Annotated in this window: 7 protein-coding genes; all 7 read left to right on the top strand. The window is 71.2% G+C overall.

Annotated elements, in window-relative coordinates:
* Nucleotides 1-29 precede the first annotated feature (29 nt).
* The 7 genes from ABF401_RS08165 to ABF401_RS08135 all read left to right on the top strand — a co-directional run bounded on the left by ABF401_RS08165 (nucleotide 30) and on the right by ABF401_RS08135 (nucleotide 11,235).
* Entirely contained in the window at nucleotides 30-1,001 is a 972-nt protein-coding gene (locus tag ABF401_RS08165; protein ID WP_353509049.1) for an AAA family ATPase, read from the top strand.
* Nucleotides 998-2,374: a DUF58 domain-containing protein gene (locus tag ABF401_RS08160; RefSeq protein WP_353509048.1), complete on the top strand. Its 1,377-nt coding sequence runs from the start codon at nucleotides 998-1,000 to the stop codon at nucleotides 2,372-2,374. Before ABF401_RS08165 ends, ABF401_RS08160 begins: the two co-directional genes overlap by 4 nt.
* On the top strand, nucleotides 2,371-4,986 hold the full coding sequence (locus ABF401_RS08155) for a transglutaminase domain-containing protein (RefSeq protein WP_353509047.1): 2,616 nt from the start codon (nucleotides 2,371-2,373) through the stop codon (nucleotides 4,984-4,986). Before ABF401_RS08160 ends, ABF401_RS08155 begins: the two co-directional genes overlap by 4 nt.
* Complete coding sequence (locus tag ABF401_RS08150; RefSeq protein WP_353509046.1) at nucleotides 4,983-9,431, top strand: type VII secretion EssC family protein; 4,449 nt, start codon at nucleotides 4,983-4,985, stop codon at nucleotides 9,429-9,431. Before ABF401_RS08155 ends, ABF401_RS08150 begins: the two co-directional genes overlap by 4 nt.
* Before the next feature lie 282 nt (nucleotides 9,432-9,713).
* Nucleotides 9,714-9,989 (top strand): WXG100 family type VII secretion target, encoded by a 276-nt coding sequence (locus ABF401_RS08145; RefSeq protein ID WP_353509045.1) that lies wholly within the window; start codon nucleotides 9,714-9,716, stop codon nucleotides 9,987-9,989.
* 49 nt (nucleotides 9,990-10,038) lie between these two features.
* Complete coding sequence (locus ABF401_RS08140; RefSeq protein WP_353509044.1) at nucleotides 10,039-10,314, top strand: WXG100 family type VII secretion target; 276 nt, start codon at nucleotides 10,039-10,041, stop codon at nucleotides 10,312-10,314.
* A 285-nt stretch (nucleotides 10,315-10,599) separates the two neighbouring features.
* Nucleotides 10,600-11,235: a DUF4190 domain-containing protein gene (locus tag ABF401_RS08135; RefSeq protein WP_353509043.1), complete on the top strand. Its 636-nt coding sequence runs from the start codon at nucleotides 10,600-10,602 to the stop codon at nucleotides 11,233-11,235.
* The last annotated feature ends 261 nt before the right edge of the window (nucleotides 11,236-11,496 follow it).

Genomic DNA, 11,496 nt, shown 5'->3' with positions numbered 1-11,496 from the left:
ACCAACTGCACCACAGGAGAACGGAACTCATGAGTGTCACTCAGGACCAGGTGACGTGGTTCGCCCACACCTTCGACCAGCTCGTCGGCAACATCGAGCGGGCCGTGCTCGGCAAGCGCCACGTCACTCGCCTCGCCCTGACCTGCCTCCTGTCGGAGGGGCACCTGCTCCTCGAGGACTTCCCCGGCACGGGCAAGACGCAGCTCGCGCGGGCCCTCTCCGCGACGGTCCAGGGCAGTCACAGCCGCATCCAGTTCACTCCCGACCTGCTCCCGAGCGACGTCACCGGCGTGACGATCTACGAGCCGAGCAAGCAGGCGTTCGAGTTCCACCCCGGGCCGATCTTCGCGACGATCGTGCTCGCCGACGAGATCAACCGCGCGTCGCCCAAGACGCAGTCGGCGCTCCTCGAGGTCATGGAGGAGGGCCGCGTCACCATCGACGGCACGCCGCACTCGGTCGGCGAGCCGTTCATGGTCATCGCGACCCAGAACCCCATCGAGCAGGCCGGCACGTACCGGCTCCCCGAGGCGCAGCTCGACCGCTTCCTGATGAAGTCGAGCGTCGGCTACCCCGACCACGAGGCGACCATCGCCGTGCTCGCCGACGCCAAGACCCGAGACCGGGCCAAGCAGCTCCAGCCGCTCATCGCGAGCAACGTCATCGTCGACATGGCCCGGCTCGCCGACGAGATCCACGTCGATCCGGCGATCCTCGGCTACGTCAGCCGGATCGCGGAGGAGTCGCGTCGGCACCCGTCGCTCAAGCTCGGCCTGTCGGTCCGCGGCTGCCTCGCCTACGTCCGCTGCGCGAAGACGTGGGCGGCCTCGCAGGGACGCACGTACGTCATCCCCGACGACGTCAAGATCCTTGCCGAGCCGGTGCTCTCGCACCGCCTGCTGCTCAGCGCCGAGGCGCAGTTCGCCGGCGCCACCGTCGAGCAGGTCATCGACCAGATCCTCGGCGACATCGCCCCGCCCGCGGAGCGTGCGTCGGCGTGAGCCAGACGGTGTCGCGACGCGAGCTTCGCGAGCAGGCCCGCGACAAAAGCCGATTCCGTATGCCGCTGAGCTCGCTCCGTGCCCACGTCCACGCCGCGCGCGGCTGGGTGGCGGGGCGAATGCGTCTGCCCCGGTGGGCCCAGCCGGTGGGGCGCGTGGTGGCGTGGGTCTCTCCGCTCGGGTGGGCGATCCTCGCTCTGGGAGTGGGGTGCTGGGTCGCCGGCGCCCGTTGGGGCTGGACCGAGCTGCTCATGGTGGCCGCCGCGGCGCTCGTCCTCTTCGCGGTGTGCTTCCTCCTCGCGGTCGGACGCACCAAGGTGCGCGTCGACGCGGAGGTCGAGCCGCGCCGGGTCGTCGTCGGGGAGCCGGCCACAGGCCGGATCGCGGTGACCAACGAGGCCCGCGCGCCGATGCTGCCGATCCTCGTCGAGCTGCCCGTCGGGCTGTCCGCGGCGCGGTTCGTCCTGCCCGCGCTGGCGCCGGGACACGCGCACGAGGAGCTGTTCGTCGTGCCGACCACGCGGCGCGGGGTCATCCACGTCGGCCCGGCGACGACGGTCCAGGGCGACCCGCTCGGGCTGATGCGTCGCACGCTGACGTGGACCGAGCGGACCGAGCTGTTCGTCCACCCGCGGACCGTTGCCCTCGAGCCGCTGGGCGCCGGCCTGCTGCGCGACCTCGAGGGGTCGACGACGGAGGACATCTCGATGAGCGACCTGGCCTTCCACGCGCTGCGCGAGTACCAGCCCGGGGACGACCGTCGTTACATCCACTGGCGCAGCTCGGCCAAGGCGGGCAAGCTGCTGGTCCGCCAGTTCCTCGACACGCGGCGCTCCCACGTCACCGTGCTCATCGACACCGATCCCGAGCAGTACCGGTCCGGTCACGGCCGGACGGGCCAGGTCGATCCCGGGGCACGGGACGTCCACGCCGCCAACGCCCCGTCCCCCATCGAGGCCGATGTCGAGACCGCGATCTCCGTCGGCAGTTCGATCATGGTGCGCGCGGCGCTCGACGAGCAGGACTGGTCCGTCGTCTGCGAGGGCCAGCGGATCAGCAAGTCGCGTCCCCAGCTGGGGCTCGACGAAATGGCCCGGGTCGAGGCTGGCCCGGTGGACCTGTTGGGATTGGCCCTCGACGGCACCGATCTCGCGCCCGACACGAGCACCGTCTTCATCGTCACGGGACCGCACCGGCCCTTCATCGACCTCCAGCGCGCCGCCGCGCAGTTCCCTCCCGAGGTGAGCCGTGTCGTCGTCGTGGTCGACCCGCACGCGGACCACGGCGTGCGACACGGTGGCGGGCTCGTCATCCTCACGCTCTCGCGGCTCGAAGACCTTCGGGTGCTGCTCGTCGCTGGGGTGGCTCGATGAGCTCGATCAGCGGCGGTCTGGCGGGTCCGCCCCCGTCTGCCCTGCGCCAGGCGCCGGGCGCCGGCGAACGCGCTGCCGGCCTGCTGGCGCGGTTGGTTCCCGACCGGGTCGCCCTCGTCGACGCCGCCTTCGCCGTCGTGCTCATGGGCATCGCGCTCATCGGGTTCCGGACGACCTTTCACGGGCTGGGCTGGCTCTGGGTCGGCTTGGCGGGACTGCTCGTCGGGGTGCTCGTGTCCCACGTCGGCGCGACGTACCGGTGGTACGGCCTCGGCACGGGTCTCGCCCTCGCGGTCGGCTACTTCCTGCTCGCCGGCCCGGTCGCCGTCCGGGAGGACCTCATCGGCGGGGTGCTGCCCTCGGGGGAGGCGCTGGCGACGCTGGCTCACGCGGCGGTGCCCGGCTGGAAGGAGCTGCTCACCGCCCTGCCGCCGGTGGACTCCGAGGGCCCGTACCTGGCATTGCCCTTCCTCTTCGGGCTCGTCGGTGGCGCGCTGACCTACGGCGTGGCTCGCCGGTGGACCGGGGCGCTCGTGGTTCTGGCCCCCGCGGTCGGCCTGCTCGTCGCCTCGATCGTCCTCGGCACTCTCACCCCTGCTGCCGTTGCCGTGCAGGGCGCTGTTTTCGCCCTCGTCGCGATCGGCTGGGCCGCGCTGCGAAGCAACCGCAACCGCCCAACCCTCCAGAACGGCGCCGGCCGGACCACCCGGGCCGTCACGACCGCGGTTCTCCTCGCCGCGGCGACTGCCGGCGGCTTCCTCCTCGGACCGCACCTGCCCGGCGCCGACGACACCCACCGCACCGTGCTGCGCACCTCGCTCGTCCCGCCCTACGACGTGACGAAGTACCCGAGCCCGCTCGCAGGCTTCCGCCAGTACACCGAGCCGAACCCCGCCAAGCTCTTCGACAGGACCCTGCTCACGGTGCAGGGCCTGCCGCCTGGGGTGCCGCTGCGCTTCGCCGCCCTCGACTCCTATGACTCCTTCGTCTGGGGCGCGGGCAACGTCGCCAACCTCGGTGACGGGCCTGATGCGGGTGGTGCCAGCTTCCGGAAGGTCGGTAGTCACATCGCGTCCGACGGCCCGGGCGAGGCGGTCACCGCCACGGTGACGGTTCCGGCGGACGGCTACGCCGACGTGTGGCTCCCGACCTTCGGGACGGTGACCGGCCTGACCTTCGGCGGTGATCGCGCCGACGCGCTGTCCGAAGAGCTGCGCTTGAACACCGACACCGGTACCGGCGTCCTCCCGACGCGGCTCGCCGCTGGGGACACGTACACGATCACCGCTCGGGTCTCACCCGTGCCCGATGTGCTCCCCGAGCACGTCGACGTCGACGGTGGGTCGGTCGTGGACACGCAGGCGCTGACCTTCCTCGACGAGCGGGTCGATGCGTGGACCGGCCGGGTGGACAGCCCGTGGCAGAAGGTCACCGCCATGGCCAAGGCCCTGCAGAGCGGCGCCTACACCGACGGCGGCGCCGCGGGCGACGCGGTCCAGAACGTCTTCCTCCCCGGCCACAGCCTGCGTCGGATGACCCAGTTCGTGAAGGCCACCCAGCTCGCCGGCAACGACGAGCAGTACGCGTCGGCGCTGGCGCTCGCGGCCAACCGCCTCGGCGTGCCGGCTCGGGTCGTCCTCGGCGCGGTGCCAGACGCGACTGGTGCGGTCAAGGGCAAGGACGTGCACGCCTGGGTGGAGGTCCGCCGGGCCGACGGGGAGTGGCAGCCCATCCTGCCGTCGCAGTTCCTGCCCGACCGGAACAAGAAGCCGGAGCCGCTCATCCAGAAGTCCGAGCAGCAGAAGACCGGCGCCCAGGTCCCGCCACCCGCCGCGAACAACCCTCCGAGCGTCCTCCAGGGGCCGGACCAGGCCCAGAACGCCACGCAGCTGCGCACCCCGCCCAAGGATGAGGACAGCCCGTTCGACCCGGACACCTGGCCGGACTGGCTCCGCTACCTCATCTTCTTCGTCGCGATTCCCCTCCTGCTCGCGCTGCTCGTCCATGGCAGCATCCGGCTCGCGAAGGCGGTCCGGCGGCGGCGGCGCCGACGCACGGGAGGACCGTCCGCGCGAGTCACGGGTGGCTGGCGCGAGGTCGTCGACACGGCGCGAGACCTGCGGATGCCGCTGCCCGTCAAGGGAACGCGTCTCGAACAAGCTCGTGCCCTCGAGGCGGCACAAACTGCACACTCGACGGAAGCTGGGGCGCCGACCTCCTCGTCGAGTGTGCACTTCCCGCCGGCGCACACTGCACACTCGACGGAAGCAGGGGCGGCAACCTCCTCGTCGAGTGTGCACTTCGCGCAGGGCTCAGGCCTCGCGCTCGCCACCCTCGCGGCCACGGCCAATCACCATGTCTTCGACATCGCGGAGCCGACGCCCGAGGAGGTCGAGGCCTTCTGGGCGGATGTGGCCACCGCGCGCAGGGCGCTTCGCGCTGGGCACGGCTTCTGGGCACGCCTGCGCGCCGACCTTTCCCTCCGGACCTTCCGCACCCACCTGCCGACCGGGCACGGCCTTGGCCCCAGCCGAAAGCGGACGTCGCGGTCGGACGACCGCGAGCCCAGCGGCATACGGCCGAATCGTTTGAAGCGTAAGGGAACTCGATGAAGCTGAAGTTCGTCCTGCGGTCCGGCGACGGTGAGACCGACCTCGTTGCGACGACGGACACGGTGACCACGGTCGGGGACCTGGCCGCCTATCTCGCCAAGGCAGACCCCCACCGCTCGGCCGTGCTCGGGGTGGACCAGCCGATGACGCTCGCGCTCGTCGACCACGAGCTGCGAGCGCTCGACCCGCGCGCCACCGTCGCCGAGAGCGGTCTCCAGTCGGGCCTGCGGGTCTCAGTCACCCGGGCGGGGGAGGGCTTCGTCGACCGCGGACGGCCCGCAGCGGTCGTGGTGATCCGCAGCGGTCCGGATGCGGGTCGGGAGTTCCCGCTGGGCCGGGGCACGGCCTATGTGGGGCGAGGACGCGGCTGCGAGGTCCAGCTGAACGATGAGTCCGTCTCGCGGCAGCACGCCAAGCTCGTCGTCGCCGAGGTCGTCGAGGTCGTCGACCTCGGCTCGGCCAACGGGATCACCGCGGGTGGCCAACAGGTCGCCAGGGCTCACCTCAAGAGCGGTGACCTCATCCAGCTGGGTGACACCGAGCTGGAGGTGCACCTCCTCGGCGAGGGCTCGCTCACCCGACCCGGCAGCGGGGTCCTGTCGGGAGACGCGGGGTCGGTGTCGTTCTCCCGGTCACCCCGAGTGGCGCCGCTCTACGAGGGCCAGGCCTTCCAGGTCCCCGACCTGCCGGAGCGCGGCAAGGGCAACCCGCTGCCGTGGATGGCGATGATGGTGCCGCTCCTCATGGGCATCATCCTCTTCGCGATGATGCGTAGCCCTTTCTCGCTCGTCTTCATGCTGATGATGCCGTTCATGATGGCCGGCACCTTCTGGGAGCACCGGCGGCAGCAGCGCAAGGACTTCGCTGCCGCGATGGAGGCGTTCCGCGAGGACCTCGGCGTGCTTTCGGAGCAGATCCGGGAGTCGCTCGACCTCGAGGCTGACGTTCGCCGGCGCGAGCACCCGAGCGGGGAGGACTGCCTCGTTGCCGTGCGTGACCGGAACGCCCTGCTCTGGACCCGGCGTCGGGACGGTAACGGCTTCGGCGAGCTGCGCCTCGGCCTCGGCACCCTGCCATCGCGCTCGGAAATCACCATGCCGGCGGTCGGCCGGTCCAAGGCCGAGGCGTGGCTCGAGGTGTCGCAGCAGCTCAAGGGGCTCGAGGTCGTGCCCGACGTCCCCGTCGTCGCAACGCCGCTGACGGCGGGAGCGGTCGGGGTCTGCGGTCCACGCGATCACGCGCTCGAGGCCGCCCGGTCCCTCGTCGTCCAGGCCGCCGCGCTCCATTCGCCCGCCGAGGTCGCCGTGTGCGCCTTCGCCTCCTCGAGCACGGCGCGGGACTGGGACTTCCTCAAGTGGCTGCCCCATACCAGCTCCCCGCACAGCCCAGTCGACGCTGGGCACCTCGCGCAGACCGCGCCGGGCTGCTCAGCGCTCGCGGATGCGCTCGAGGACCTCATTGCTGGAAAGCCGGCTGGCCGAGCGGGGTCGGGGGCTCAAGGCTCCGCGCCCGCAGAGACGGGAGGGCCGGAGCGTCCGGCAGTGCTCGTCCTTGTCGAGAGCGACGCACCGATCGACCGCAGCCGCATCGTCGCCATCGCCGAGCGCGGGCACCGGAAGGGCATCGTCGTCGTCTGGGTCGCCGAAGCCCAGACGCTCCTGCCCGCGGCCTGCCAGACCTTCCTCGTCGTCGGTGGCGACCACGTCGGATCCGACTCGCTCGCCGGGTTCGTCCACCAGGGTCAAGAGGTCCGCCCCCTCACCGTCGACCGGATCGGATTTGCCGAGGCGATGGCGTGCGCCCGGCAGCTTGCACCCGTCGTCGACGCGGGCGTGCCGGTCGAGGACGCGAGCGACCTGCCCCGCGCCGTCTCGCTCCTCACCCTGACGGGCACCGAGCTCGCGCGGTCGGAGGAGGCGGTCATCGAGCGGTGGTCCGAGTCGCGCTCCATCCTCACGGGTCCCTTCGCCCCCGCCGTGCTCCCGCGCAAGCCCGGCACGCTGCGCGCCGTCGTGGGCCAGTCGAGCCAGGGAACGTTCTCGCTCGACCTGCGTGCCGACGGCCCGCACGCCCTCGTCGGCGGGACGACCGGTGCCGGCAAGTCGGAGCTGCTCCAGGCCTGGATCCTCGGCATGGCGGCCGCCCACTCACCCCAACGGGTCACCTTCCTGCTCGTCGACTACAAGGGCGGGTCCGCCTTCCGGGACTGCGTCAAGCTGCCCCACACGGTCGGCCTGGTCACCGACCTCTCGCCGCACCTCGTCCGGCGCGCTCTCGCGTCGCTGTCGGCCGAGCTGCGCCACCGCGAGCACCTGCTGGCCCGCTTCAAGGCGAAGGACCTCGTCGAGCTGGAGCGCCGGGGCGAGGTGGAGGCGCCGCCATCGCTCATCATCGTCGTGGACGAGTTCGCGGCGCTCGTCCAGGAGGTTCCGGAGTTCGTCGACGGCGTCGTCAACGTCGCCCAGCGCGGGCGATCGCTTGGCCTGCACCTCATCCTCGCGACCCAACGTCCAGCGGGCGTCATCAAGGACAACCTGAGGGCCAACACGAACCTCCGGATGGCCCTGCGCATGGCTGACGAGAACGACTCCGAGGACGTGCTCGGCAGCAAGGAGGCCGCGTACTTCGACCCCGCGTTGCCCGGTCGCGCGATGTCGAAGACGGGCCCCGGTCGGCTCGTGCCCTTCCAGACCGGCTATGCCGGCGGTTGGACGTCCGACGTGCCGCCACCACCGGACATGCGGGTCGAGACCTTGACCTTCGGCCTCGGCGTCGAGTGGGAGCCGCGGGTCGGTGACGGCGTCGAGCAGGCCGACTCAGCAGCTGCGGACCTCGGCCCCACGGACATCCAGCGCCTCGTCACCAGCCTGGGGCGAGCGGCGAGACGTGCCGAGCTGCCCGCTCCGCGAAAGCCGTGGCTGCCAGACATGCGCCCGGTCTACGACCTGGCCGCCCTGCCCACCCAGCGGCGTGACGACGAGCTCGTCTTCGGCGTGGCCGACGACCCGGACAACCAGGCCCAGCCCGAGGTCGCCTTCCGTCCCGACCGGGAGGGCAACATCGCGGTCTACGGGACGTCAGGGTCGGGCAAGTCGGTGTTCCTGCGGACCGTTGCCATCGCCGCGGGCTACACCGTGCGGGGCGGGCCCTGCCACGTCTACGGCCTCGACTTCGGCAACCGCGGCCTGGCCATGCTCGAGTCGCTGCCCCACGTCGGCTCGATCATCCCGGGCGGCGACCACGAGCGCGTGACGCGACTGCTCCGGACGCTGCGGGCGACGATCGACGACCGGGCCGCTCGCTACTCGGCGGTCAGCGCCGCGACGATCACGGACTACCGCCGTCTCGCCGGGCGACCGGACGAGCCGCGGATCATCGTGCTCATCGATGGGATGACCGCCTTCCGGCAGGCGTACGAGGTTGGTGGCCGCTTCCACTGGCTCGACCACCTCGCCGGCCTCGCGGCGGACGGCCGGCCCGTGGGCGTCCACTTCATCATCGCCTCGGACCAGCGAACCGGCCTGCCCACCAACCTGGCGGCGGCCGTCCAGGGGCGGATCATCCTCCGGATGGCGAGCGCCGAGGACTACTCCGTCTTCGGCGTGCCCGGCGACGTGCTGACCATGGCCTCGCCGCCCGGTCGCGGGCTGATGAACGGCTCGGAGGTGCAGGTCGCGGTCCTCGGCGGCTCGACTGACGTCACCGCGCAGGCTGCGGCGATGGCGGCCTTCGGCGAGGCGACCCGCAAGGCCGGCGTCAGCGAGGCGCCGCCGATCGAGAGCCTCGCGGACAGCATCCCGCTCGGCGACCTGCCACCGGATTGCGGCGGTCGTCCGGTCGTCGGTGTCGCGTCCTCGAGCCTCGAGCCGCACGGCTTCGACCCCAGGGGGACGTTCATCATCACCGGACCCTCGGGGTCGGGTCGGACGACGGCAGTGGCCACGACAGCGGCGGGCCTGTTCCGCTTCAGCTCGCACAGCGCCCTTTACCTCATGACACCACGGCGCTCGTCGGAGCTGCTCGACCTCGGCATCTGGGCCGAGACGGCCGTCGGCGGTGACGCTGCCGGCCGCCTGGCCAGCCGGCTCTCGGCCGACATCGAGGCCGGCCGCATCACGCGTCCCGTCGCCGTCTTCATCGAGCGGATCGACGACCTCGCGCCCGCCGGTGCCGAGACCGCCCTCACCGGCCTCGTCAAGGCGTGCCTCGACAACGACCAGTTCGTCGTCGCCGAGGGCGAGTCGTCCTTCTTCACCTCGAACTTCGGGCTGCCCGCGCTCCTCAAGACCTCGCGCTCCGGACTGGCCCTCCACCCGGACGGCAACGAGGGGCTGGCGGTCTTCAAGGCGAGCCTGCCGACGCTCAACCGAGCCGAGCTGCCGCCGGGTCGCGGCTTCGTCATCGAGCGAGGCAAGTTCGAACTCCTCCAGGTAGCCCGCCTGTGACCCCAGCCCACTACGCAATACGCCCGGCACTGCTGAACGCACCCCTGAAGCAACAGGGTCGAGCCCTGCACTTCCGGGCGTGTTGCGGAGGCGGGGGGCGGGAGCGGCGATGGGGAGTGCTCCCCATCGACACCCCGCAGGGGCGCCCATAGATTCGTCCTCGTCGGCGGAGGGCCCAAACCGGTCCGAACCAGCCGAGAGGGTGTGAAAGGGACTGGCGCCCACCGCGCGGTCCGGAACCAGTCCCCATTGAGTCGGGGGAGTCGAAGCAAGGAGAAGGTCATGGCTTGGCTTGGCATGAACGACGACGAGGTCAACGCCCAGGGCAACGTCCTGCAGCAGCAGGCGGAGGCGATCCAGCAGCTGATCACCAAGGTCGACCAGGAGGTCGAGTCGCTGAAGCAGAACTGGCAGGGCGACGACTCGCGGCAGTTCGAGCAGGAGTGGACCGGCACACACCGGCCCGAGCTGCAGAAGGCGCAGAAGCTGCTCACCGAGATGAAGACGACGATCGACCGCGAGGTCCAGCAGCAGCGCCAGACGTCTTCGCAGTACTGATCACCGCCAGCACTCCACCACCTAGCGAACCTCGAAGGGGATTCCAACCATGGCTGTCTACAAGAAGGGCATGGACGCGGACGCCGTGTCCGCCTCCGGCGACAAGCTCGTCGGCTACAAGGGCGAGCTCGACGGCATCGTCGAGGCCGTCAACGGCGCGGTCCAGACGATCAAGGGCAACTGGGGCGGCCAGGACGCCGAGCAGTTCCAGTCCGACTGGAACGGCCAGCGCCAGGTCGTCACCGCGGCCGGCGACAAGCTGAACGAGATGGGCCGCAAGGCCAGGACGAACGCCGAGTCCCAGAAGTCGACGTCGGGCAGCTGACGTCAGCACACCGCCCGCGACGCCACGGGGACGTCGCGGGTCAGGTCACGAGGGGTGGTCGCGCCTGGGGACGCGCGACCACCCCTCGCACATGCCCAGCGGACACTGCGATGCCGGATCGTGACCGATAGGCGCGGATCCCGGAGCGCGCACCGCGCCGGAGCGTGGGATCGTCCTGCCGTGACTCTTCCCCCTCCCCCGTCGAGCGGCGCCCCCCTGCTTCCGCCGCCGCCCGAGGCGACGGGGACACCGTCGCCCTACGAGACTGGGCCGGGACCGGCTCCCATGAGTGCCAACGGCGTGGCCATTGCGGCGCTCATCTGCGGGCTGGCCTTCATCGTTCCTCTGGCCCCCGTCGTCGCCGTCGTCCTCGGTGTCATCGCGCTTCGCCAGCTGCGCAGGCGGGCCCGGGCCGGACGGCCCCAGCGGGGCAGGGGGATGGCAATCACCGGCATCGTCCTGGGTTCCCTTGGCCTGCTCATCTGGGCCCTCGTCGTCGTGGCCGCCGTGCGCTTCGCTGACGAGAACGACCGGCGGGTGCCGAGCCAGAGCGGTGCGCGGGCGACGTCGGGGCGCGTCACGGTCGATCAGCTCCGCCCCGGCGACTGCTTCTCCGGGATCAGTCCCGCGTCCCTCGACTGGGCGTCCCTCAATCGCTGTGACGACGCCCACGAGATGCAGCTGATCACGACCGTCGACCTTGCTGACGACCCCTACCCAGGCGACGAGGACGCGGCTGGTGACCTCGTCGAGCAGAGGTGCGTGGCCGCGTCCGAGCCGCTGCTCGACGAGTCGAAGCTGGACCGCGTGGACCTGTTCTTCATCTACCAAAACACGCGGCTCGGGTGGCGGCAGAACAGCTCGGCCCTCTGCATCGCCGCCTCCGCCGACGGCGTGCTGCTCGGCTCCGTCCTCCAGTAGGACGCTCCCGCAGGCCCTCGGGGACGTGGCGGACCCAGCCCAGCGGCATACGACATTGTTCGTATGCCGCTGGGCTCGCTCCCAGCCGCGCCGATCTCCCAGCGGTGTGACCGCTCTGTATGTATCTGGCCGGTTCGTGGGGCATCTGCAGTTCGTGAGACCTACGATGAGCACGCTGAGAGAGAGGCGTGTCATGCATGAACCCAGCGGTCTCACAGAACTCGTGACCGCCGCGGCAAACGGAGACCCCGAGGCGTGGAA

The organism is Intrasporangium sp., assembly GCF_040414665.1.
Lineage (GTDB): Bacteria > Actinomycetota > Actinomycetes > Actinomycetales > Dermatophilaceae > Intrasporangium.
Note: the sequence above shows the minus strand (reverse complement) of the source record. Positions and strands in the feature narration are given on the sequence as shown.

Coding starts and splice junctions, on each gene's coding strand:
- ABF401_RS08165 (WP_353509049.1), top strand. CDS start 30: ATGAGTGTCACTCAGGACCAGGTGACGTGGTTCGCCCACACCTTCGAC.
- ABF401_RS08145 (WP_353509045.1), top strand. CDS start 9,714: ATGGCTTGGCTTGGCATGAACGACGACGAGGTCAACGCCCAGGGCAAC.
- ABF401_RS08150 (WP_353509046.1), top strand. CDS start 4,983: ATGAAGCTGAAGTTCGTCCTGCGGTCCGGCGACGGTGAGACCGACCTC.
- ABF401_RS08135 (WP_353509043.1), top strand. CDS start 10,600: ATGAGTGCCAACGGCGTGGCCATTGCGGCGCTCATCTGCGGGCTGGCC.
- ABF401_RS08155 (WP_353509047.1), top strand. CDS start 2,371: ATGAGCTCGATCAGCGGCGGTCTGGCGGGTCCGCCCCCGTCTGCCCTG.
- ABF401_RS08140 (WP_353509044.1), top strand. CDS start 10,039: ATGGCTGTCTACAAGAAGGGCATGGACGCGGACGCCGTGTCCGCCTCC.